Annotated in this window: 16 protein-coding genes; 13 read left to right on the top strand and 3 right to left on the bottom strand. The window is 75.1% G+C overall.

The annotated features are described in order from the left end of the window. The first annotated feature begins 25 nt into the window (after nucleotides 1–25). The 3 genes from LG395_RS01560 to LG395_RS01550 all read left to right on the top strand — a co-directional run bounded on the left by LG395_RS01560 (nucleotide 26) and on the right by LG395_RS01550 (nucleotide 3368). On the top strand, nucleotides 26–1288 hold the full coding sequence (locus LG395_RS01560) for a sensor histidine kinase (RefSeq protein WP_372463192.1): 1263 nt from the start codon (nucleotides 26–28) through the stop codon (nucleotides 1286–1288). Between the two features lie 100 nt (nucleotides 1289–1388). Next, entirely contained in the window at nucleotides 1389–2072 is a 684-nt protein-coding gene (locus tag LG395_RS01555) for a response regulator (RefSeq protein WP_225808141.1), read from the top strand. 111 nt (nucleotides 2073–2183) lie between these two features. Beyond that, nucleotides 2184–3368 carry a cytochrome P450 family protein gene (locus tag LG395_RS01550; RefSeq protein WP_171151499.1) on the top strand — a complete coding sequence of 395 codons (1185 nt, stop codon included), beginning with the start codon at nucleotides 2184–2186 and terminating at the stop codon, nucleotides 3366–3368. A 61-nt stretch (nucleotides 3369–3429) separates the two neighbouring features. Here the strand turns inward: LG395_RS01550 and LG395_RS01545 are convergent, their stop codons facing one another. After that, complete coding sequence (locus LG395_RS01545; RefSeq protein ID WP_225808140.1) at nucleotides 3430–4446, bottom strand: Gfo/Idh/MocA family protein; 1017 nt, start codon at nucleotides 4444–4446, stop codon at nucleotides 3430–3432. Nucleotides 4447–4576: 130 nt separating this feature from the next. Here LG395_RS01545 and LG395_RS01540 point away from each other — a divergent pair, with 130 nt between their 5' ends. From LG395_RS01540 to LG395_RS01505, 8 genes are all read left to right on the top strand, one after another. After that, nucleotides 4577–5314, top strand: coding sequence for a GntR family transcriptional regulator (locus LG395_RS01540; protein WP_103811762.1), 738 nt, complete (start codon nucleotides 4577–4579; stop codon nucleotides 5312–5314). A 163-nt stretch (nucleotides 5315–5477) separates the two neighbouring features. Then, nucleotides 5478–6482 (top strand): sugar ABC transporter substrate-binding protein, encoded by a 1005-nt coding sequence (locus LG395_RS01535; protein WP_171151495.1) that lies wholly within the window; start codon nucleotides 5478–5480, stop codon nucleotides 6480–6482. Beyond that, nucleotides 6479–7522 carry an ABC transporter permease gene (locus LG395_RS01530; RefSeq protein WP_225808139.1) on the top strand — a complete coding sequence of 348 codons (1044 nt, stop codon included), beginning with the start codon at nucleotides 6479–6481 and terminating at the stop codon, nucleotides 7520–7522. The genes LG395_RS01535 and LG395_RS01530 overlap by 4 nt, the downstream gene beginning before the upstream one ends. Beyond that, complete coding sequence (locus LG395_RS01525; RefSeq protein ID WP_225808138.1) at nucleotides 7519–8289, top strand: ATP-binding cassette domain-containing protein; 771 nt, start codon at nucleotides 7519–7521, stop codon at nucleotides 8287–8289. Before LG395_RS01530 ends, LG395_RS01525 begins: the two co-directional genes overlap by 4 nt. 138 nt (nucleotides 8290–8427) lie before the next feature. Further along, nucleotides 8428–9573, top strand: coding sequence for an ROK family glucokinase (locus LG395_RS01520; protein WP_171151491.1), 1146 nt, complete (start codon nucleotides 8428–8430; stop codon nucleotides 9571–9573). Continuing rightward, entirely contained in the window at nucleotides 9570–10151 is a 582-nt protein-coding gene (locus LG395_RS01515; protein WP_171151489.1) for a sugar kinase, read from the top strand. Before LG395_RS01520 ends, LG395_RS01515 begins: the two co-directional genes overlap by 4 nt. Before the next feature lie 96 nt (nucleotides 10152–10247). Then, complete coding sequence (locus tag LG395_RS01510) at nucleotides 10248–13103, top strand: SCO1167/SCO6262 family helicase (RefSeq protein WP_225808137.1); 2856 nt, start codon at nucleotides 10248–10250, stop codon at nucleotides 13101–13103. A gap of 1058 nt (nucleotides 13104–14161) precedes the next feature. Then, nucleotides 14162–16150 carry an SWIM zinc finger family protein gene (locus LG395_RS01505; protein ID WP_263982031.1) on the top strand — a complete coding sequence of 663 codons (1989 nt, stop codon included), beginning with the start codon at nucleotides 14162–14164 and terminating at the stop codon, nucleotides 16148–16150. A 446-nt stretch (nucleotides 16151–16596) separates the two neighbouring features. On the opposite strand, the gene LG395_RS01500 is transcribed toward LG395_RS01505, so the two are convergent. Next, nucleotides 16597–17832: an MFS transporter gene (locus LG395_RS01500; RefSeq protein WP_225808136.1), complete on the bottom strand. Its 1236-nt coding sequence runs from the start codon at nucleotides 17830–17832 to the stop codon at nucleotides 16597–16599. Nucleotides 17833–18000: 168 nt separating this feature from the next. Between LG395_RS01500 and LG395_RS01495 the strand changes: the two genes are divergently transcribed. Both LG395_RS01495 and LG395_RS01490 read left to right on the top strand, forming a co-directional pair. Then, on the top strand, nucleotides 18001–21726 hold the full coding sequence (locus LG395_RS01495; protein WP_225808135.1) for an AfsR/SARP family transcriptional regulator: 3726 nt from the start codon (nucleotides 18001–18003) through the stop codon (nucleotides 21724–21726). 63 nt (nucleotides 21727–21789) lie between these two features. Further along, nucleotides 21790–23514: a RecQ family ATP-dependent DNA helicase gene (locus tag LG395_RS01490; RefSeq protein WP_225808134.1), complete on the top strand. Its 1725-nt coding sequence runs from the start codon at nucleotides 21790–21792 to the stop codon at nucleotides 23512–23514. Nucleotides 23515–23659: 145 nt separating this feature from the next. On the opposite strand, the gene LG395_RS01485 is transcribed toward LG395_RS01490, so the two are convergent. Further along, on the bottom strand, nucleotides 23660–24124 hold the full coding sequence (locus tag LG395_RS01485; RefSeq protein WP_171159584.1) for an SPW repeat protein: 465 nt from the start codon (nucleotides 24122–24124) through the stop codon (nucleotides 23660–23662). Between the last annotated feature and the right edge of the window lie 292 nt (nucleotides 24125–24416).

Raw genomic sequence — 24416 nt, 5'->3', positions numbered from 1 at the left:
CGATCCGTGCGTAGATTTGCCGACCGTGACCGAACACGAACAAGCGCGGGCGCCGAGGGAGTTCACCGGCCGCCGGTGGCTGTTCCCCTCCGCCCTCGTCCACGAACTGGACCCGGACGCCGGGGTCCCCGGCCGACGGCCGCGGCGCACGGCACGCGACTGGGTCGTCGACGTCTCCTGCTTCCTCCTGGCCGTCCTCATCGGCCTGGCCGCCGCCCAGGGCCTCGACGAGGAACCCGGCCTGCCGCACTCCCTCGCCGTCCTCGACCAGGTGCTGGGCGGCCTGTCCTGCGGCGCCGTCTGGCTGCGCCGCCGGTGGCCCGTCGGGCTCGCCGTCGCGATGATCCCGGTCGGCCTGCTCTCCAACAGCTCGGGCGGCGCCGCCATGGTCGCCCTGTTCACACTCGCCGTCCACCGGCCCTTCCGGTACGTCGCCTGGACCGCCGGCGTGGACCTCGCGCTCGTCCCGCTGTTCTCCTGGATGCGGCCCGACCCCGACCTGCCCTACGCCGGTGTCGTCGCGTTCACCGCCCTGCTCACCGTGTCCGTCACCGGCTGGGGCATGTTCGTCCGCTCCAAACGGATGCTGATGCTGAGCCTCAGGGACCGGGCGCACCGGGCGGAGACCGAGGCCCGGCTCCGCGCCGAGCAGGCGCAGCGGCTGGCCCGCGAGGCCATCGCCCGCGAGATGCACGACGTGCTCGCCCACCGGCTCACCCTGCTCAGCGTGCACGCGGGCGCCTTGGAGTTCCGGCCGGACGCGCCCCGCGAGGACATCGCGCGGGCCGCCGGGGTGATCCGGGAGAGCGCCCACGAGGCCCTCCAGGACCTGCGGGAGATCATCGGTGTCCTGCGGGCCGGGGAGGCGGAGGAGCCGCCCGGCGGGCGTCCCCAGCCGACGCTGGCCGGGCTGGACGCCCTCGTCGCCGAATGCCGCGAGGCCGGCATGCACGTCACCCTCGACCACCGCGTCGCCGACCCGGCCGCCGTCCCCGCCTCCGCCGGCCGCACCGCCTACCGCATCGCCCAGGAGGCCCTGACCAACGCCCGCAAGCACGCCCCCGGCACCGAGGTCACGCTCCGCCTCACGGGTACGCCCGGCGACGGCCTGACGATCACGGTCGCCAACCCCGCCCCGCCCGCCGAGGTCCCGCCCGTGCCCGGCTCCGGACAGGGCCTGATCGGCCTGACGGAACGGGCCACGCTGGCCGGCGGGCGCCTGGAACACGGCACGCGTCCGGACGGGGGATTCACGGTCCGGGGGTGGCTCCCGTGGCCGCGGGCCTGAGGGGCCCGGCGCCGTACACCGGCGCACGCACGCGCACGCGCGCACCCGGCTTCCGGCCGTGCCCCCCGCCCGGCCCCCGCACCCGTGATTACGTGAGCCCATGACTGCGACGCCCATCAGACTCCTCCTCGTGGACGACGACCCCCTGGTACGCGCCGGTCTGGCGCTGATGATCGGCGGGGCCGGGGACATCGAGATCGTCGGCGAGGCGGCCGACGGCGCGGAAGCGGAGGAAGCGGTGGCGCGGACCCGGCCGGACGTCGTCCTGATGGACCTGCGGATGCCCGCGGTGGACGGCATCACCGCGACCCGGCGGCTGCGCGCGCGGCCGGACGCGCCGCAGGTCGTCGTGCTCACCACCTTCCACGCCGACGAACAGGTCCTGCACGCGCTGCGCGCCGGGGCCGCCGGTTTCGTGCTGAAGGACACCCCGCCCGCCGAGATCGTCGACGCCGTGCGCCGGGTCGCGGCCGGCGACCCGGTCCTGTCGCCCGCCGTCACCCGGCAGCTGATGCGGCACGCGGCCGGTACCGCCGCCGACGCCCGGCGGACCCGCGCGCGTGAACGGCTCGCCGTGCTCAACGACCGCGAACGCGAGGTCGCCGTCGCCGTCGGCCGCGGCCTCGCCAACGCCCGGATCGCCGCCGAACTCTTCCTCAGCGTGGCCACCGTCAAGGCCCACGTCTCACGCGTCCTCACCAAGCTCGGCCTGGACAACCGGGTCCAGATCGCCCTGCTCGCCCATGACGCGGGACTGCTGGACGACAGCGGGGACGAAGCCTAGGCGGCGGGTACCGGGGGGCCGTACGGGGCGACGGGCACGATCCGGGCGCCGTGCGCGTTGTCCCCGTACCGGCCGCCGTCCGGGACCTCGGGGCACTTCACAGGGGGAGACATGGAACGAGTGATCGATCTGACGGGGTGCGGCGAGGCGCTCCGCCGGGACCCGCACCCGGTGTACGCGCGGCTGCGCGAGCGGGGTCCCGTCCACCGGGTCCGGCTCGCCATGCCGGGCGGAGTCTGGGAGACCTGGCTGGTGGTGGGGTACGACGAGGCGCGGGCCGCCCTCGCCGACCCCCGGCTGGCCAAGGACAGCGCCAAGACGGGCTACGTGCCCCTGGACGAGCAGCTGATCGGCAAGTACCTGCTCGTCGCCGACCCGCCGCAGCACACCCGGCTGCGGGGCCTGGTCGCGCGCGCCTTCACCATGCGCCGGGTCGAGCGGCTGCGCCCGCGGATCCAGCGGATCACCGACGACCTGCTGGACGCCATGCTGCCGCACGGCCGCGCCGACCTCATCGACTCCCTCGCCTACCCGCTGCCGATCACCGTCATCTGCGAGCTGCTCGGGGTGCCTGAGACCGACCGCGCGGAGTTCCGGAAGATCTCCACGGAGGTGGTCGCGCCGACCGACGCGGACTCCGAACGCGCGGCGACCGTCCGCTTCGCCGAGTACCTCACCGGGCTGATCGAGGACAAGCGGTGCGCGGGCCCCACGGGCGACCTGCTCGGCGACCTGATCCGCACCACCACCGAGGACGGCGACCGGCTCTCGATGGACGAGCTGCGGGGCATGGCCTACCTGCTGCTCATCGCCGGTCACGAGACCACGGTCAACCTCATCGGCAACGCCGTCCTCGCCCTGCTCACCCACCCCGCGCAACTGGCGGCCCTGCGCGCCGACAGCACCCTCCTGGAGGGAGCGGTGGAGGAGACGCTGCGCTGGGAAGGGCCGGTGGAGAACGCGACGTACCGGTACGCCGCCGAGCCGCTCCGGATCGCGGGCAGCAGCATCGGGCGCGGCGACGACGTGCTGATCGGCCTCGCCGCCGCCCAGCGCGACGGCGGCCGGTTCGCCGATCCCGACCGCTTCGACATCCGCCGCGACACCCGGGGCCACCTCGCCTTCGGCCACGGCATCCACTACTGCCTGGGCGCACCCCTGGCCCGGCTGGAAGCCGGCATCGCCATCGGCACGCTCCTGGACCGCGCTCCCGGTCTCACCCTGGACGCGGAGCCGGGGGAGTGGCTGCCGGGCATGCTCATCCGGGGCGTGCGAAGCCTGCCGGTCCGCTGGTGACGGGGCACCGCGGCGGCCCTCCGGCAGGGCCGCGGCGCGCGCCGGTCGCGGACGAGGAGCCTCACGGCGCCCCCGTACCGCCCGGCACCTCGGCCAGTGCCACCGGGCGCCGCTCGCGGCGGGACCGCTCGCAGGCCTCGGCGACGCGCAGGGCCTGAAGAGCCTCGCGGCCGTCGCAGGGGTTGGGCCGTTCGCCGCGGACCACCTCCACGAAGGCGTTCAGCTCGGCCTCGTAGGCGGGGCCGAACCGCTCCAGGAACCCCGTCCACGGCTTGTCCGCGGGCGGGGGACCGGTCGGCTCGGTGGACGCGAGGGGCGTGCGGTCGTCCAGGCCCACCACCACCGTGTCGCGCTCCCCGGCCAGTTCCATGCGGACGTCGTAGCCGGCGCCGTTCAGCCGGGTCGCCGTCGCCGTGGCCAGGGTGCCGTCGTCCAGCGTGAGCAGCGCCGCGCCCGTGTCGACGTCCCCGGCCTCCCGGAACATCGCCGGACCGCGGTCCGAGCCGGTGGCGTACACGTCGGTCACCTCACGGCCCGTCACCCAGCGCAGCACGTCGAAGTCGTGGATCAGCGTGTCCCGGAACAGCCCGCCGGACAGCGGCAGCCACTCCACCGGTGGCGGGGCCTGGTCGCAGGTCAGGGCCCGTACGGTGTGCAGCCGGCCGAGCCGGCCCGCGCGGACGGCCTCCCGGGCGCCGGCGTAGCCCGCGTCGAACCGCCGCTGGAAACCCATCTGCAGCACCGTCCCGGCCGTCTCCACCTCGGCGAGCGCGTGCAGCGTGCCCGGCAGGTCCAGCGCGATGGGCTTCTCGCAGAAGACCGGCAGGCCCGAGCGGGCCGCCCGGCCGATCAGCTCGGCGTGCGCCGCCGTCGCCGTGGTGATCACCACGGCGTCCACGCCCCACCGGAAGATCTCGTCGACGCCCGGCGCCGCCGTCTCGCCCAGCCGGTGCGCCAGCGTCTGCGCCCGCGCCGGGTCCGTGTCCGTCAGGATCAGGGACCCGACCTCGCGGTGGCGGCTGAGCGTCCTCGCGTGAAGGGTGCCGATGCGGCCCGTACCGATGACCCCGATGCGCATGGAAACAAAGTGAGGGCCGACACCGTACCCTGTCAATGCGTATGTCCGGACAACCGGACTACACGACTTCCCGTCAACCGGGCACAGGGCTACGCTCGGGCCCGTGCCGAAACCAGATGTGGACCCGACCGTGTCGCTCGACCTCCGCGTGGACCGTAGCTCCCCGGTGCCGCTGTACTTCCAGCTCTCCCAGCAGCTGGAGGCCGCCATCGAGCACGGCAGCCTCACCCCGGGCAGCCTCCTGGGCAACGAGATCGAGCTGGCCGCGCGGCTCGGGCTGTCCCGGCCGACCGTCCGCCAGGCCATCCAGTCCCTCGTCGACAAGGGCCTGCTCGTGCGGCGCCGGGGGGTGGGCACCCAGGTCGTGCACAGCCAGGTCAAGCGCCCGCTGGAACTGAGCAGCCTCTACGACGACCTGGAGGCGGCCGGTCAGCGCCCCGCGACGAAGGTCCTGGTCAACACGGTCGTCCCCGCCTCCGCCGCGGTCGCCGCCGCGCTCGGCGTCGCGGAGGGCGGTGACGTGCACCGCATCGAGCGGCTGCGCCTCGCACACGGCGAGCCGATGGCGTACCTGATCAACCACCTGCCGCCCGGCCTGCTCGACCTGGACACGGACCAGCTGGAGGCCACCGGCCTGTACCGGCTGATGCGCGCCGCCGGGATCACCCTGCACAGCGCCCGCCAGTCCATCGGCGCCCGGGGCGCGACGGCCACCGAGGCCGAGCGGCTCGGCGAGGCCGAGGGGGCCCCGCTGCTCACCATGCAGCGCACCACCTTCGACGACACCGGCCGCGCGGTGGAGTTCGGCGACCACACCTACCGCCCGAGCCGCTACTCCTTCGAGTTCCAGCTCCTCGTACGCCCCTGACCGGCCGGCCGCCTTCGTCGCAATGTCCGGACAATGCGACCCGTGGGGGCTCCCCGGTCATGTCACGGGTGTTCCCCGTGTTCGATACTGGAGCGTTTGGGGCCGCTGACGCGATCGACGGCCCCTTGCGTCTGTACGAACACGGCAAGAAGGGCACGGCCTCGTGGCACGGTTTCGGACCTGGGTAGGCATAGCGCTGGCGGGGGCACTCTCCGTGTCCCTGGCGGCATGCAGCAGCACCGGCGGCAAACGGGCGGAGGACGCCCGCAAGGCCGCCGCCGCCCAGGGCAGGGCAGCGGTGGACACTCCGCGCTGGACGTTCGCGATGATCACCCACTCGGGCGATGGCGACACCTTCTGGGACATCGTGCAGAGCGGCGCCAAGCAGGCCGCCGTCAAGGACAACATCAACTTCCTGTACTCGCACGACGACGAGGCCCAGCAGCAGGCCCAGCTGGTCGACGCGGCCGTGGACAAGAAGGTCGACGGCATCATCGTCACCCTCGCCAAGCCGGACGCCATGAAGGCGGCCGTGGCCCGTGCCGAGAAGGCCGGCATCCCGGTGATCACCGTCAACTCCGGCTCGCAGGAGTCCAAGGCCTTCGGCGCCCTCACCCACATCGGCCAGGACGAGACCGTCGCCGGCGAGGCCGTCGGCGAGGAACTGAACAAGCGCGGCAAGAAGAAGGCCCTGTGCGTACTGCACGAGCAGGGCAACGTCGGCCACGAGCAGCGCTGCGACGGCGTCGCCAAGACCTTCCGCGGCACGCTGCGCAAGCTCTACGTCAACGGCACCAACATGCCCGACGTGCAGTCCGCCGTCGAGGCCAAGCTGCAGGCCGACAAGTCCATCGACTCCGTCGTCACCCTCGGCGCGCCCTACGCCGACACCGCCGTGAAGGCGCGCACGGACGCGGGCAGCAAGGCCGAGATCGACACCTTCGACCTCAACGCCAAGGTGGCGGCCTCCCTGAAGAACGGCACCCTCGGCTTCGCCGTGGACCAGCAGCCGTACCTCCAGGGCTACCAGGCCGTCGACCTGCTGTGGCTGTACAAGTACAACGGCGACGTCCTCGGCGGCGGCCGGCCGGTGCTGACCGGCCCGCAGATCATCACCAAGGACCAGGCGTCCGCCCTCGCGGAGTACACCGAGCGGGGCACCCGATGAGCGCGGTCACGGACGACAAGGCGCTCGACGAGAGACTGCTGCGCGGCTCCCCGCTGCGGACCCTGCTGACCCGCCCGGAACTGGGCTCGGTCGTCGGCGCCCTCGCCGTCTTCGTCTTCTTCTCGTTCGCCGCCGACGGCTTCCTGCGCGCCACCAGCCTCAGCACCGTCCTGTACGCCTCCTCGACCATCGGGATCATGGCCGTACCCGTGGCCCTGCTGATGATCGGCGGCGAGTTCGACCTCTCGGCGGGCGTCCTGGTGACGTCGTCGGCGCTGGTCTCCTCGATGTTCAGCTACCAGATGACGGCGAACACCTGGGTCGGCGTGGGCGTGTCCCTGCTGGTCACGCTGGGCATCGGCGCCTTCAACGGCTTCATGCTCACCCGCACCAGGCTGCCCAGCTTCATCATCACGCTGGGCACCTTCCTGATGCTGACCGGCATGAACCTCGGCTTCACCAAACTGATCGACGGCACCGTCTCCACCAAGACCATCGCCGACATGGAGGGCTTCCCCAGCGCCCACGCCGTGTTCGCCTCGACCATCGGCGTCGGCGGGGTCGACATCAAGGTCACCATCCTGTGGTGGCTCGGGCTGGTCGCCCTCGCCTCCTGGATCCTGCTGCGCACCCGCACCGGCAACTGGATCTTCGCCGTCGGCGGCAACGAGGACGCGGCCCGCGCGGTCGGCGTCCCGGTCGCCCGGACCAAGATCGGCCTCTACATGGGCGTCGCGTTCGGCGCCTGGATCTCCGGCCAGCACCTGCTCTTCTCCTTCGACGCCGTCCAGTCCGGCGAAGGCGTCGGCAACGAGCTGATCTACATCATCGCGGCCGTCATCGGCGGCTGCCTGATCACCGGCGGCCACGGCAGCGCGGTCGGCTCGGCCGTCGGCGCGCTGCTGTTCGGCATGACCAGCAAGGGCATCGTCTTCGCCGAGTGGAACCCCGACTGGTTCAAGTTCTTCCTCGGAGCGATGCTGCTCCTCGCGACCCTGCTCAACGCCTGGGTCCGCAAGCGCGCGGAGGCCACCAAGTGACACTCGTCGAGCTGACCGGCGTCAGCAAGCACTACGGCACAGTCCGCGCCCTGGAAGGCGTCTCGCTGGAGGTCCACGCGGGTGAGATCACCTGCGTCCTCGGCGACAACGGCGCGGGCAAGTCCACCCTGATCAAGATCGTCGCGGGCCTGCACCGGCACGACGGCGGCACCCTGCGCGTCGAGGGCGAGGAGACGACCCTCTCCTCCCCGCGCGAGGCCCTGGACCGGGGCATCGCCACGGTCTACCAGGACCTGGCCGTCGTCCCCCTCATGCCGGTCTGGCGCAACTTCTTCCTCGGCTCCGAGCCCCGCAAGGGCGCCGGCCCCTTCAAGCGCCTGGACACCGACTTCATGCGCCGCACCACCCGCGAGGCGCTGCTCCGCATGGGCATCGACCTCCGGGACGTCGACCAGCCCATCGGCACGCTGTCGGGCGGCGAGCGCCAGTGCGTCGCCATCGCGAGGGCGGTCCACTTCGGTGCGAAGGTCCTGGTGCTGGACGAGCCGACGGCGGCACTGGGGGTCAAGCAGTCCGGTGTGGTCCTGAAATATGTGGCGGCGGCACGGGACGAGGGCCTGGGCGTCGTCTTGATCACCCACAACCCGCACCACGCGTACCTGGTGGGGGACAGATTCGTGCTCCTGCGCAGGGGCACGATGGTGGGCCATTACACACGGGACGACATCACGCTCGACGAGCTGACCCGGCAGATGGCGGGCGGGTCCGACCTGGAGGCGCTGCGCCACGAACTGCGGCGCGGGTGAGGGGCGCGGGGCCGTGCCGCCGTGCGGCCCCGCGCGTCGGCGCGGGACAGCGAGACGCGCCCGCGCCCCGCGTCCGGCCCGCACACCTCCCCCGCCCCGCGCGGCACCCGGCGTGAGCGTGCGGCACAATCGAGCCCGATGAGCACCTACCGCGACCTCACCGCCCCCATCGGTTCCCGCCGAGCCCCGGTCCTGCGCACCGTGGGAACACGAGAGCGCCGGTCACATCTGACCGCACCCCGTGTCCCCACCGTCGGCATCGACATCGGCGGCACCAAGGTCATGGCGGGCGTCGTGGACGCCGACGGCAACATCCTGGAGAAGCTCCGCACGGAGACCCCGGACAAGTCCAAGAGCCCCAAGGTCGTCGAGGACACCATCGTCGAACTGGTGCTGGACCTGTCCGACCGGCACGACGTCCACGCGGTTGGCATCGGCGCCGCCGGCTGGGTCGACGCCGACCGCAACCGCGTCCTGTTCGCCCCCCACCTGTCCTGGCGCAACGAACCGCTGCGCGACCGCCTCGCCAGCCGCCTGTCCGTCCCGGTCCTCGTCGACAACGACGCCAACACCGCCGCCTGGGCGGAGTGGCGCTTCGGCGCCGGCCGCGGCGAGGACCACCTGGTGATGATCACGCTCGGCACCGGCATCGGCGGCGCCATCCTGGAGGACGGCCAGGTCAAGCGCGGCAAGTTCGGCGTCGCCGGCGAGTTCGGCCACATGCAGGTCGTTCCCGGCGGACACCGCTGCCCGTGCGGCAACCGCGGCTGCTGGGAGCAGTACAGCTCCGGCAACGCGCTGGTCCGCGAGGCCCGCGAGCTGGCCGCCGCCGACTCACCGGTCGCCTACGGCATCATCGAGCACGTCAAGGGCAACATCGGCGACATCACCGGCCCGATGATCACCGAGCTGGCCCGCGAGGGCGACGCGATGTGCGTGGAGCTGCTCCAGGACATCGGCCAGTGGCTCGGCGTCGGCATCGCCAACCTCGCCGCCGCCCTCGACCCCTCCTGCTTCGTGATCGGCGGTGGCGTCTCGGCCGCCGACGACCTGCTCATCGGCCCGGCCCGGGACGCCTTCAAGCGGCACCTCACGGGACGCGGCTACCGCCCCGAGGCCCGCATCACCCGTGCCCAGCTCGGCCCCGAGGCGGGCATGGTGGGCGCCGCCGACCTGGCCCGGCTGGTCGCCCGCCGGTTCCGCAGGGCCAAGCGGCGCCGGGTGGAGCGCTACGAGCGCTACGAGCGGTACGCCCAGACCCGCCGCGACCAGGACACCGCATGACGCCGTCGCTGCCCCACCAGGGCGGCCCGCCGGACCAGCCGCGGCCGTCCGCCGAGGACCCGCGGCACAAGGCCAGACGGCGGGCGCTCACCCTGCTGATCATCGTGCTGCTGATCGGCGTCCCGGCCGGCTACCTGGTGATCTCCGCGAACCAGAGCCGCGACAGCGGCAAGGACAAGGAGGCGAAGTACTCGGCGACCGGGCTCACCCCGGGCTGGCCGTCGAAGGTGCAGCGCCGTCTCTACCAGGTGAGCGTCCCGCACCCCGCCGACGACATCGCCTACTACGAGACGAACAACTGGAAGACCAGCCGCCTCTACGTGCAGTTCCGCACCAATCCCGCCGGCCTCGACAGCTTCCTCCAGGCCATGGGCGTGCGCCGGGAGGAGCTCAGGAAGGGCGACATCGCCGTCGGCGAACGCGACCGGAAGGTCAGCGGCTGGACCTTCGGCGGCACCGGCCCCTGGTGGGGGCTGACCCACGAGCAGAAGAACCCGGCGCCGACCCAGGACGTGGTCGTCAACCTGTCCGACCCGCGGTATCCGATGGTGTTCGTGGTCTCCCGCACGGTCCCGTGACGAGCGCCGGCACCCGCCTTGGGAGCCGACTGTCAGACCCCGCCCGTAGAGTCGGAGACGTCTGATCCGACACACGGGCGGGAGGTGGCAGGACGTATGAGCGGCACGGCTGTGGTGGCCGAGCGCACGGGCAGTCCCCGGGAGACGGGGACCGGGCACCCGGTCCCGGTGCGCCTCGCCTCCGTCTACCTGCCCGCGCCCCTGCCCCGCCAGGGCCGCCTGGCCTTCTGGGACCCCGCCGGCGACCCGCTGCCCACCACGAGCGGCGGCGACCTGGAGGAGCTGACGGTCGTACGGCGGCACGGCGCCGGCGTGCGCCGCCGGCAGGTGCCCGCGCTGATCCTGCCCCTCGCCGAGGCCCTGCCGCTGCTGGCCGGCGCCCGGCGCGACCCGGCCGCCCACCCGGCCACCGCCTGCTGGAGCGCCGCCGCCCTGCACGCGCTGCGGCTGGTCGCCCGCGGCCGGCTGCTGCCGGGCCTGACCCCGGCCGGCCACGACGCCTGGCGGGCCGGCCCGCTGGAGCCCGGCGACATCGCCCACCTGCGGGCCATCGCCGCGGCCCTGCCCCCCGAGGGCCACGCCGTCCCCCTCCCCGGCCCGGGCGCGCTGCGGCTGCCCGAACCCGAGGCCCTGGTCCGCTCCTTCCTGGACGCGGTCGCCGACACCCTGCCGCGCACGCCGGCGGCTGCGTACACGGCCGGCCGGCCGTTCGCCGCCCGCGAGCCCCAGACCCTGCCCGAGGCGCACGAGTGGGCGGCCGAGGTCGCCGCCGGGATGGACGCGGGCGTCCGCATCTCGCTCCGCCTGGACCTGTCCGCGTACGACGTCTTCGACGCCGCCGCCGACGAGGGCGCCCGCGCCGCCGGAGCGGCTGTCGTCCAGGTGCACAGCCTCGCCGACCCCACCCTGGTGGCCGACGCCGCGGCCCTGTGGGCGGGCGAGGCCGACGAGGCGTTCGGGCCCCGCGCGCGCGTCGACGCCGCCCTCGCCGTGCGGCGCGCCGCACGCGTGTGGCCGCCCCTGGACCGCCTCGCCGAGCAGGACGTCCCCGACGTCCTCGCACTGTCCGAGGAGGAGCTGGGCGAACTGCTCGGGGTGGCCGCCTCCCGCCTCGCCGCCGCGGGCGTCGCCGTGCACTGGCCCCGGGACCTCGCCCGCGACCTGACCGCCACCGCCGTGGTCCGCCCGGCGCCCGGCTCGGCCACCGACGGCACCGGCTTCTTCGAGAGCGAGGACCTGCTCCGGTTCCGCTGGCAGCTGGCCCTCGGCGGCGACCCGCTCGGCGAGGCCGAGATGGACGCCCTGGCCGAGGCCCACCGCCCCGTCGTACGGCTCCGGGACCGCTGGGTACTGGTCGACCCCGCGCTGGTCCGCAAGGCCCGCACACGCGAACTGGGCCTGCTGGACCCGGTCGACGCGCTCGCCGTCGCCCTCACCGGCACCGCCGAGGTCGACGGCGAGACGGTCGAGGCCGTCCCCGCCGGCGCGCTGGCCACCCTCCGCGACCGCCTCACCGCCGGCCTGCGCCCCGCCGACCCGCCCCCCGGCCTGCGTGCCACCCTCCGCGACTACCAGCTGCGCGGCCTGGCCTGGCTCGACCTGATGACCTCCCTCGGCCTCGGCGGCTGCCTCGCCGACGACATGGGCCTCGGCAAGACGGTCACCCTCATCGCCCTGCACCTGAAGCGGGCCCGCACCGAGCCGACCCTCGTCGTCTGCCCGGCCAGCCTCCTCGGCAACTGGCAGCGGGAGATCACCCGCTTCGCGCCCGGCGTCCCCGTCCGCCGCTTCCACGGCCCCGAACGCACCCTGGACGGCGTGGACGGCGGCTTCGTCCTCACCACCTACGGCACCATGCGCTCCACCGCGGCCCACCTCGCGGAACAGCCCTGGGGCATGGTCGTCGCCGACGAGGCCCAGCACGTGAAGAACCCCTACTCCGCCACCGCCAAGGCCCTGCGCACGATCCCGTCCCCCGCGCGCGTGGCGCTGACCGGCACCCCCGTGGAGAACAACCTCTCCGAACTGTGGGCCCTGCTCGACTGGACCACCCCCGGGCTCCTCGGCCCGCTGAAGTCCTTCCGCGCCCGGCACGCGCGGGCGGTGGAGAACGGCGAGGACGAGGAAGCGGTGCGGCGCCTGGCCCGGCTGGTCCGCCCCTTCCTGCTGCGCCGCAAGAAGTCCGACCCCGGCATCGTGCCCGAGCTGCCGCCCAAGACGGAGACGGACCACCCGGTGCCGCTCACCCGGGAACAGGCCGCGCTGTACGAGGCGGTGGTGCGCGAGTCGATGCTGGCCATCGAGACGGCGCGGGGCATGGCCCGCCGGGGCCTGGTACTGAAGCTCCTCGGCGCCCTGAAGCAGATCTGCGACCACCCGGCGCTCTACCTGAAGGAGGACCCCCGCCCGGACCGCCTGGCCGCACGCTCCGGCAAGCTCGCCCTCCTGGACGAACTGCTGGACACCCTGCTCGCCGAGGACGGCTCGGCGCTCGTCTTCACCCAGTACGTCGGCATGGCCCGCCTCCTCACCGCCCACCTGTCCGCCCGCGCGATCCCCGTCGACCTGCTGCACGGCGGCACGCCGGTGCCGGAGCGCGAGCGCATGGTCGACCGCTTCCAGGACGGCGGCACACCGGTGCTGGTGCTGTCCCTGAAGGCGGCCGGCACCGGCCTGAACCTCACCCGCGCGGGCCACGTCATCCACTTCGACCGCTGGTGGAACCCGGCCGTGGAGGAACAGGCCACCGACCGCGCGTACCGCATCGGCCAGACCCAGCCGGTGCAGGTCCACCGCCTGGTCACCGAAGGCACGGTGGAGGACCGCATCGCCGAGATGCTCGCGTCCAAGCGCGCCCTGGCCGACGCGATCCTCGGTTCCGGCGAGGCGGCCCTCACGGAGCTGACGGACCGCGAGCTGTCCGACCTCGTCTCCCTGCGGAGGACCCCATGACGCCCCCGCCCCGTCCCGGCGACGCCGCCCGCCGGGCCCTCCGCGCGGCCCGGGAACGAGCGGAGAGCGAGCGGGAGCGGACAGCGGGACCGGCGCGGGACAGCTTGGAGGAAACGGCCGCCGAGCCGGCCGAGGCACCACGGGCCCGCGAGGAGGCGACGGCTCCCGCGGAGAGTGGGGACGGGAGCGAGCCCGGGCCGGCGGACGAGGGGCGAGCGGGGCTCTCCGGCGGTGGGGCGGGGCCCGGCGGCGGGCTGCCGACCGACGGCGACAGCGCACCGGGGGGCGTGCCGCACGCGGCGCCCGTCGCGGACGGCGAGGCCGAGCGGGGTGCGGGGGCCGAGCGGGGTGCGGGTGAGGCGGTGCCGTCCGGCGGTGGGGCGGGGCCCGGCCGCGGGCTGCCGACCGACGGCGACAGCGCACCGGGGGACGTGCCGCACGCGGCGCCCGTCGCGGACGGCGACAGCGCACCGGGGGACGTGCCGCACGCGGCGCCCGTCGCGGACGGCGAGGCCGAGCGGGGTGCGGGGGCCGAGCGGGGTGTGGGTGAGGCGGTGCCGTCCGGCGGTGAGGGCGAACCGGGCGGTGACGGGCCGGGCGACGACGGGGCGGCCGGGCTTGCCGGCACCCCGGGGGCCAGGCCCGGCGATGCGGCGCGCGCGGCTCTGCGGGCCGCCGCCGCCACGCGGCGGGGCCGGGGCGTGCCGCGAACGGCCGCCGGCCCGGTGGCGCGGGGGGAGCAGGAGGACGCGAAGCCGGGAGTGGGGGACGGGCGGGGAACGGACGGTGCAGGTGCCGGCTCCGGTGACCTCGATGCGGTGGGTGCCGCCGGTGCCGGTGGAGCTGCCGGTGCCGGGGGCGGCGGTGCCGCGGGCGGGCGTCCCGGGGATGTCGCCCGGGAGGCGCTGCGGGCGGCCCGGCGGGAGGCGTCGCGTGCGCGGGCGGCGGAACCCCCGAGCGAGCGGCGGACGGCGGCGCGTTCCGCTGCCGCGACACCGCGCACCTCGCCCGCACCGGGTCAGCGGCCCTCGGCCGCCAGGGCCAAGGCCGCCCAGGACATGCGGCACTACCTGGCGACCGCCTTCCGCATGCCGACGTGGTCGGAAACCCCCGAGGAGCTGGAGGAGCACGCCTCGCCGACGACGGCCGGACAGACCCCGTCGGCCTCGGCGTCAGCACCGCCGTCCCCGGCGTCCGGTCCGTCCGACCAGGCCCCCGCCGTGCGGACCCCCGCTTTCCCGACGGAGCCCTCGGCCTCCGCCCCGTCCGCGCCCGGCCCTTCCACGGAGGTGCCCCGAACCACCCCCTCGACCCGGTCCACGCCGACGCCCACGCCTACGCCTTCGGAACACACGTACGCGTCTTCGGCGTTGGCGCCCGCGTCTTCGGGATACTCGCCCCCGCCTTCAGGGCACACGCCCGCGCCTTCAGGGCACACGTGCGCGTCTTCGGCGTCGGCGCCCGCGCCTTCCGAGCCCACGCCCGCGTCTTCGTCGTCCACGCCGGCATCTTCAGCGTCCACACCCGCCTCCACGGGGCACACGTCCGGCCCTTCAGCGTCCACGTCCATACCCCCGGCATCCGGCCCCGGCCCTTCGGAGCGCGCTGCCGCTCACCCCGACCCGGCCGGGCCGTTCGCCCGTTGGACGCCCGCCGCTCAGGGGGCCGCGGCTGGGGGTGCCTCGGCGCCGGCCGGACCGTCCGAGGCTTCCGCGCACCCCGGCCCCGGCCCCGGCACCCCGCACAGCCCGGCCGCCCCGCAGACGCCGACGACCATGGCGGCTCCCCACCGTGACACCGAACTCCGCCGTACCTTCCCGGCGTTCGCCCCGCGTGGGAGCGCCGGCGGGGACGAGGCGTTCGCCGGGACCTGGTGGGGCAACGCCTGGGTCGGGGCGTTGGAGCAGGGCGCGCTGGACGCGAAGCGGCTGGCGCGGGGGCGGGGGTACGCGGACCAGGGGCACGTGGACGCGATCACCGTCACCCCCGGGCTCGTGCTGGCGTACGTGCGCGGAAGCCGGCCCCGGCCGTACCGCGTGCAGGTACGGGTGCGGACGCTGGAGGACGAGGACTGGGAGAGGTTCCTGGACGCCGCGGCCGACCGGCCGGGACACATCGCGGCGCTGCTCGACAAGGAGTTGCCCCAGTCGCTCGCCGACTGCGGGGTGCCCCTGCTGCCCGGCCCCGGTGACCTCGGCCCCCGGTGCAGTTGCCCCGACTCCGGTCACCCCTGCAAGCACGCTGCGGCCCTCTGCTACCAGACGGCCCGTCTGCTCGACGCCGATCCGTTCGTACTGCTCCTGCTGCGCGGCCGGGGGGAGAGGGAACTGCTCGACGCGCTGTCCCGGCGCAGTGCCGCCCGGGCCGCTCACGCCGCCCGGGAACGGCAGCCGCGTACGCTGCCGGGCGTCCGTGCCGCCGACGCCCTCGCTCCGCGTGAACTTCCGCCGCCGCCACCGCCGTTGCCGTTGCCCCCGCACCCCGAGCAGCCCCCGGTGTACCCGTCGGCGCCCGGCGGCCCGGACCCCTTCGCGCTGGACCAGTTGGCGACCGACGCCGCCGCCCGCGCCCACGCCCTGCTCGCCACGGGACGCGATCCGGTCGGTGAGCTGACCCTGTGGCAGGACGCGGTACGCCTCGCCGCGGCCCGTCCCGGCTCCGGGCTGACCGCGGCCACCCGCACGCTGTACGCCACGCTCGCCGACGCCGCCCACCGCACCCCGGCGGACCTCGCGCGTGCCGTCGCGGCCTGGCGGCAGGGCGGCGCCGCGGGGCTGGCCGCGCTGGAGGAGCCGTGGGATCCGCCGGCCGGACGCTTCGACCGGGCCCGCCCGTTGCTGCTCGCCGCCGACCTGCCGGCGTTCCGGCCGTGGCGCAACCGCCTCACCCACCCACGCGGCCACGTCCAGCTCCGCCTCGGGCGTGACGGCCTCTGGTACGCCTACGAGTCGGAACCCGGCCGGGACGACTGGTGGCCCCGCGGCACCCCGGACCTCGACCCGGTCGGCGCCCTGACCGGTCTGGGCGTACCCGACGACGTGACCTGAGCGACCGCCGCACCCGCCCCGATCGTCTCCGGCGCGGGCCAGGGCACCGCCCGGACCGCCACGCGGATCGCCGCCTCCACCGGAGTCGCCGCCGACGAGCAGGGCACCGCCAACGGCACGGCCTCCACGGCTTCACGGCCTTCACGGGGCCTTCACGGCGTTCTCGGCCCTCGCCACCGGCAACGCCATCGGCCTGGCCCCTCACCGCCCGCGCCGACGCCGGCACCGGCGGCAGGAAGGCGCGGACCGCTTCCGCCGCCGTCGCGGATCCCGTCCTCACGGTCCGCCGAGGGCCACCGGTCACCTCGGGTCCGGCCGTCCCCCGCGGACGCGCACGGAGGCCGACGCGCTCGAGTGCCCGGGTGGCCACCGCCACCCGGGCACTCTCCCGCTCCGGGACGCCGGCCCCGCACGGAACACCGCCGGCCGTCACCGGCGTACGCGTGTCAACTGGTGCGACGCCGGGAGGGGAAGCCGTGGGCGCGGGCGGCGAGGACCACGGCGAGCACGGGCAGCAGGAGCACCAGCACGGTCCGGGGGAGGGAGCCGCTGCCGGCCGCGTCCAGCAGGACGCCGCCCAGCACGCCGCCGCCGGCCATGGCCACGTTCCAGAGCGTGACCAGCATCGCCTGCGCCGCGTCCGCCCGGTCGCCGCCCGCGTCCCCGACGGCGGTCTGCAACAGGGTGGGCAGCCCGCCCCAGCCCAGCCCCCACAGCGCGGCGGCGACGTACACCGGTGCGCCACCGTCGCCGAGCACTCCGAGCCAGGCCGCGGCCACCGCCACCAGCACGGTGCTCGCGATGGTCAACGAGCGCAGCCGGTACTGGATCCGGGCCCCCACGACCCAGACGCCCAGCAGCGAGGCGACGCCGAACGCGAGCAGCACCAGGTCGGTGTCGTCGCCCATCCCGAGACCGTCCAGGAACGTGGCGATGTAGGCGTACAGGACGGTGTGGGCCAGCACGAAGACGAGCGTCACGAAGAGCACCGGGCGCACGCCCGGGACGCCCAGCGCCCGCAGCGTCCGCGGGCGTTCGCCGCGCGGAAGGCCCGGATGGTCGGGCACCACGGCGGTGATCCACAGCAGCAGCACCACCGTGAGCGCCGACATCGCCAGGAACGCCACGCGCCAGCCGAGGGCCTGGCCGAGGAAGGTCCCGGCGGGCACACCGAGGGAGAGCGCCAGCGGAATCCCCGTCATGGCCACGGCGACCGCCCGGCCCTGGAGGGCGACGTCCACCATGCGCCGCGCATAGCCCGCGAGCAGGGACCACGCCAGGCCCGCGGCGACACCGGCGAGGAAGCGGGCCGCCATCGTCAGGCCGTAGACGGACGACACGGCCGTGACCGTGTTGGCCACGGCGAAGCCCGCCACGGCGGTGAGCAGCAGCCGCTTGCGCCGCCAGGTGGCGGTGGCCGCCGTCAGCGGGAGCGCGGTGAGCGCCGTGCCGAGCGCGTAGACCGTGACCGTCTGTCCGGTCGCGGACTCGCTCACCCGCAGGTCATGGCTCATCCCGGGGAGCAGGCCCGCCGGGAGCGTCTCGGTGAGGCTGGTGAGGAACACGGCGGTGGCGAGGGCGAGCAGCGCCGGCAGTGGCAACCGTCCGCCGCGCTGCCGCGCGGGCGGCGCGGCAGCGCGGTCCCTGCCGGACGGGGCGGCCGTGTCGGGGGAGGCGGTCATGGTGAGGCACTCCGTATCTCGTGGATCGGTGTCTGGGGGACTCGTGGATCGGTGTCTGGGGGAACTGTGCGGGCGGGCCCTTCGGGAGTGCTTCGGAAATCCTTCGGGAACGTTGCGGACCCGGACGGCACAGCCGGGTCGCGCACATGGGCGGGTACGGTGGTGCGCATGCGGTTTGGGGTGCTCGGACCACTCGCGGTGTGGGACGACCAGGGGGAACCGCTCCGGGTCCCCGAGACCAAGGTGCGGGCGCTGCTGGCGGATCTGCTCGCGCACGACGGCGGTCCCGTCTCCGCCGACCGGCTCGTCCACGACCTGTGGGGCGACCGCCCTCCCGGCAATCCGGCGGGCGCGCTCCAGGCCAAGGTCTCCCAACTGCGCCGGGTGGTGGGCCGGGAGCGGCTGGCACGGCAGCCGCCCGGCTACCGGCTGATCCTCGGCCCGTCCGACGACGTGGACACCGAGCGGTTCGGCCGGCTCGTCACCGAGGCGCGCCGCGCCATGGACCCGCGGGCGCGGGCAGCGCTGCTCACCGAGGCCGTGGGACTGTGGCGGGGTCCGGCGTACGCCGACTTCGCCGACGAGGAGTTCGTCCGCGCGGCCCGGGAGTGCCTGGCGGAGCAGCGGCTGGCCGTGCTGGAGGAGCGGGCCGAGGCCCGGCTGGCGGCGGGGGACCACCTGCTCCTCGCCGGTGAACTGGCCGCGCTCGTGGCCGAGCATCCGCTGCGGGAGCGCCTGCGCGCGGTGCAGATGCGGGCGCTGTACCGCGCGGGCCGCCAGGGCGAGGCACTCGCGTCGTACGAGGATCTGCGCACCCGCCTCGCCGGCGAACTGGGCGCCTGCCCCGGCCCCGCCCTGAGCGCCCTGCACCGGGCGGTGCTCCGCCAGGACCCGTCCCTGGCCGCCGACCCCGTGGCCCTGGTCGCCGACCCCCTGGCTATGTCCGGGAACGCTGCGGCTCCGTCCGCCGACCCCGTGGCTCCGGTCGCCGAACCCCTGGCTACGTCCGGGAACGCCGTGGCTCCGTCCGCCGACCCCGCGGCTCCGTCCACCGACCCCGTTGCCCCGGCCGTCGACCGTGCGGCTCCGTCCGCCGACCCCGCGGCTCCGTCCGCCGGCCGTGGGGCTCCGTCCGCCGACCCCGTTGCCCCGGCCGTCGACCGTGCGGCTCCGTCCGCCGACCCTATGGCTCCGTCCGGAGACCCCGTGGCTCCGGCCGGGGGCGCCGTGGCTCCGGCCGTCGACCCTGTGGCTTCGTCCGGGAACGCCATGGCTACGTCCGGGAACCCCGTGCCGCCGACGCCTCCGGCGGACACCGCGCCGAGTTCCCCGGCCACCGTGCCGGGTCCGCAGGGCTCCCTCACCCCCGCCACCCCCACCAACCTCCTGCACCCCCTCACCCCCCTCGTGGGCCGCGACCGAGCACTCGCCGACCTCGCCGCGCTCCTCGCGCGGCAGCGGCTGGTCACCCTCACCGGGCCCGGTGGCGTCGGGAAGACGCGTCTCGCGGTGGCCGTCGCGCAGGGGTTCGCGTCCGGAGGCGTACCCGACGGAGTCTGGTTCGTGGAGTTCGGGGGTGTCCGAGGCGCCACCGCCGACGACCTCGCCGGGATCGTCGCCGCCGCCCTCGGCCTCCATGACGGCGCTCCCTCCGCCCCGCCCGCCACCGGCACCGCGACCGCGTCCCCCGTGCACCGGCTGGCCGCCGCCCTGCGCGAGCGCCGTACCCTGCTCGTGCTGGACAACTGCGAGCACGTCGTCGCGTCCGCCGCCGAACTGGTCGCGCCGCTCCTGCACAGCGCCCCCGGGCTGCGCGTCCTCACCACCAGCCAGGAGCCGCTCGCCCTGGCCGGCGAGACGGTGTTCCTGGTCGAGCCGCTGCCCACCCCGGACGCCGTACGCCTGTTCACCGAGCGGGCCGCCGCCTGCGCGCCCGGGTTCCGGCTCGGCACCGGCGAGGACGACGGCACCGGCGAGGACCAGGGAGCCGACCGCGCCGTCGTGTCCGAGATCTGCCGGCGTCTGGACGGCATCCCGCTCGCCCTGGAACTCGCCGCGTCCCGCGTACGAGCGCTCGGCGTACGGGAGCTGGCCGTGCGTCTCGACGACCGGTTCCGGGTGCTGACCCGCGGGCAGCGGGACGCGCCCGCCCGGCAGCAGACCCTGCGCGCGATGATCGACTGGAGCTGGGAACTGCTCAGCGTGCCCGAACGCCTCGTACTGAGCCGTCTCGCCGTGCACGGCGACGGCTGCGCCCTCGACGCCGCGGAGGCGGTGTGCGCGGGGGAGGGCGTGCCCGGCGGCGCGGTGCTCGACCTCGTCACCCGGCTCGTGGAGAAGTCACTCGTCGTCGTCACGGCCGGCCCGTCCGGCCCCCGCTACCGCCTCCTGGAGACGGTCGCCGCCTACGCTCTCGAACGGCTGCGCGAGACGGCCGACGAGACCGCCGTACGCGAGCGGCACCTGCGGCACTACCTGGCGCTCGCCGAACGCGCGGAGCCGCGGCTGCGCGGACCACGGCAACGGGACAGGCTCGCCCGCCTGGACGCCGAGGCGGGCAATCTGCGCGCCGCCCTGGACGAGGCGGTGCGCCGGGCCGCCGCCGGACGGCGTGCGGAGGCCGTTCGGCTGGTCACCTCCCTGGCCTGGTGGTGGCTGCTGCGCGGCCGGCTCACCGAGGCCCGCCGCGGTCTGGCCGCCGTCCTCGCCGCCACCGCCGACGATCCCGATCCCGAACTCGCCCTGCTGCACAGCGCGTTCGTGCTGCTCACCGGGGAGCGCACGGCGACCCCCGCCGCCGACGCGGTACCCGACCCCGCGCGCCGCGCCAGGGCGCTGTGGCTGAACGCCTACGGCAGGTTCAGCGTGGGCGATCTGGACGGCAGCCGCGCCCTGAACACCCGTGCCCTGGCCGGCTTCGAGGCGGTGGACGAGCAGTGGGGCATCGCCGCCGCGCTCGGGCTGCGAGCGGCGCTCGCCCTGGTCCGCGGTGACCTGGACGCGGTCGCCCGCGATGGACGGCGCAGCCGTGCCCTCTTCCGTGAACTGGGTGACCGCTGGGGGGAGTTGCAGACCGTTTCGCCCCTCGCCGTGCTCGCCGAGATCACAGGGGAGTACGCGCGAGCGGCCGATCGTCAGAACGAGGGGCTCCAGATCGCCAGGGAGTTGCGTCTGGAGGCCGAGGTGGCGGCGCGGCTGTCCGGGCTCGGCCGCCTGGCGCTGCTCGCCCACGACTTCGACCGCGCCCGCGAACTGCACGAGCAGGCCCGCCGGATCGCCGTCGAACAGGGCTACAAGTACGGCGAGATCCACGCCGACATGGGCCTGGCCCTCGGCGCGCGGCGCTCCGGCGACGTCGAGGCGGCCGAGGCCCACCTGCTGCGCATCCGCGCCGCCCACGCCGACGTCTCCTCCCCGGCCGGTGACCACCTCCTGCACGCCGAACTCGGCTTCCTCGCCGAACTCCGCGGCGACGTCGCCCGGTCCGCCGCCCACCACCTGCGCGGACTGCGGATCGCCCGCCGCCTGGACGAGCCCCGCGCCCTCGCTCTCTCCCTGGAAGGGCTCGCCGGGACGGCCGCCCGGTGCGGACACCGGTCCGGCGCCACCTGCGCGGCCCTGCTCCTCGGTGCCGCGGACGCCGCGCGCCGCGGCGTGGGCGCACCCCTGCCGCCCGCCGAGCGCGGCGACGTCGACCGCGTCACCGCCGCGGCGCGGGCGGTCCTGGGCCCGCGTGCCTTCACCGAGGCGTTCGGGCGCGGTGAGCTGCTGGCCCCCGACGAGGCGGTGCGGCAGGCACGCACGGCCCTGGCCGGGCCGGCGGACCCGGCCGCCCGAGCCGGCGCCCCGTGCGCCCTCACCGTCCCCCACGCGCACGGCCCCGCTCACCCCTGACGAGGTGGTTCACCCAGGCCGGCCGGGTACCCGGCGGGCCGAGGCAACCAGGGAGCGATGCGCATGGCGAGGAACGCGGGGCCGGCGACGGAAGGCGGGGTCCGGGCCGAGCGTCTGCGCCGTACGGCGGCGGACGTCTTCGGCTGGGAGCACCTCCTGCCGGAGCAGCTCACGGCCATGGAGTGGGTGCTGCAGGGCCACGACACCCTGGTCGTCATGCCGACGGGCTCCGGCAAGTCGGCCGTCTACCAGGTGCCGGCGCTGCTGCTGCCCGGTCCGGTCGTCGTGGTGTCACCGCTGCTCGCGCTTCAGCGGGACCAGATCGCGGGTCTTCCCGAGGGCGACGACGCCCCGGGCGCCGTCGCGGTCAACTCGGACCTGGGCGCGGCGCAGACCGAGGCGGCCTGGGAGGACGTACGGTCCGGCCGGGCCCGCCTCGTCTACCTCGCCCCGGAGCAGCTCGCCCGGGACGATGTCGTGGACACGCTGGCCGCGGTGGGTCCCGCCCTGTTCGTGGTGGACGAGGCCCAGTGCGTCTCCTCGTGGGGCCACGACTTCCGCCCCGACTACCTGCGACTGGAGCAGGCAGCGCACCGTGTGGGCAGACCGCCCGTACTGGCCCTGACCGCGACCGCCGCCCCGCCCGTGCGCCGGGAGATCACCGAGCGTCTGGGCATGCGCCGGCCCCGGCTGATGGTCACCGGATTCGACCGGCCGAACATCCGGCTGGAGGTCCGCCGCTTCCTCGACGAGGACGAGCGCCGGCAGGCCGTGGTCGAGCGGGCCGCCGCCGAGCCCAAGCCCGGCATCGTCTACGCGGCGACCAGGAAGGACACCGAGCGGTACGCGGCCGAACTCGCCTCACTCGGACTGGCCGCCGAGGCCTACCACGCCGGGCTGCGCTCCGCAGAGCGCGCCCGCGTCCACCGGGCCTTCCTGGCCGGTGACACCGACGTCGTCGTGGCGACCTCGGCGTTCGGCATGGGGATCGACAAGGAGGACGTACGGTTCGTCCTGCACGCCTCGCTGCCCGGCTCCCTGGACGCCTACTACCAGGAGATCGGCCGCTGCGGCCGGGACGGGGACCCCGCGCTCGCGGTGCTGCACTACCGGGCCCGGGACACCGGGATGCAGACGTACTTCGCGCACCGGGCGCCCGGCCGCGCGACCCTGTCCCGGGTGGCCGAAGCCGTCCACCGGCGCGGTGGGGACCCCTCCGGCCTGGACGAACTGCGCAAGGAGACGGGGCTGTCCCGCAACCGGGTCACCGCCGCGGTCAACCTCCTGGAGGAGGCGGGAGCCGTCACCACCGCCGAAGGGGGCGCGGTGCGCCCGGCCGAGGGCGTGTCATCCGCCCTGGCGGTGGAGCGGGCGGAACAGGCGGCCGAGGCCCACCGCCGTACCGACCGGTCGCGGGTGGACATGGCCCGGTCCTTCGCCGAGACGACCGGCTGCCGACGGCACTTCCTCCTGGGCTACTTCGGCGAGGCGTACGAGGCCCCCTGCGGGAACTGCGACACCTGCGAGGAAGGCGCGGCCGACCAGGCCGAGCACGGCGCGGGCGGCGACCAGCGGCCCGCGCACCCCACCGCCGCGTCCTTCCCGACCGGGACCGAGGTCCGGCACGAGAAGTGGGGTGAGGGCACGGTGCTCAGCGAGGAGGGGGACCGCATCACCGTGCTGTTCGACCGGGCCGGCTACCACACGCTCTCCCTGGAAGCCGTGGCGGACCACGACGACCTGCTCACGGTCCTGCGCCGCCCCGGCGAGGAACAGCGGGACACCTGAGAGATCCCCGGTCCGAGATCCCCGGTCCTCGGCACCCTCGGCCTCGGCTGGGACTCGCGGGACCTCGGCCTCGGCAAGGGCGCGCGGGACCACCGGGTCCTGCCCGGTGGTCCCGCGCGCCGTACGTCCGACCGCGGAAGCGGCGTCAGCCGCGACCGGGGGCGTACGACGTCGACACGCCGCTCCGGGCCCGGGACGACTCCGCCGTCCGGGCGGCCGCGCTGGCGGCGAGGGCCAGCAGCAGGGCCAGCGCGCCGACGATGACGTTGTTCACGATGGTCTTCGTCGTGCTGACATTGCCGGCCACCACCCACGGCGCGATGATCGCCCACACGCCGAGGGCGCAGGACGCCCACGCCATGCTGTGGGTGCGTTCGAAGGCCCGGCCGAATCCGCCGCTCATGAGGACCGCGTAGGCGATACCGGTGAGCAGGTTGGTCACCGTCAGGGTGGACAGGGCGTTGAAGCCCGTGATCCAGGGTGACGCCGCGAGGTACAGACCGGTGAGCAGCGCCAGGGTCTCGATGGCCTGGCCTTGCGGCGTGCTCGTGGCGCGCTCGGCCATCTCGTGCCGAAGGCGCATGTCGACGATGTCGGGGTGCGTCTCCATGGACGGCCTGGGGGAAGTGGTCATGGTCTCCACCTTCGGAGGGTGTGGTACGTCCGGACATTCCGCGAGTACCCCGATCGAAGCGTGCAATCTATGACGAACGGGACGATGTGCACCCTGGTCGGGAAGCGGCTGCCGTCAGGTCACACCGACGCCCCTCGGGCGCCAGGCGAAGTGCTCGACGACGCGCGCCGGCTCGGACAGGCCCGGGCGCCGGGTACACGGCGAGCGGACCGTGGGCCGTCACGGCCGGTACCGGGAAGTGGCGCCCGACGGGAACGGACCCCTCGGT

This window comes from Streptomyces spinosus (assembly GCF_020400655.1).
Taxonomy (GTDB): Bacteria; Actinomycetota; Actinomycetes; order Streptomycetales; family Streptomycetaceae; genus Streptomyces; species Streptomyces argyrophylli.
Note: the sequence above shows the minus strand (reverse complement) of the source record. Positions and strands in the feature narration are given on the sequence as shown.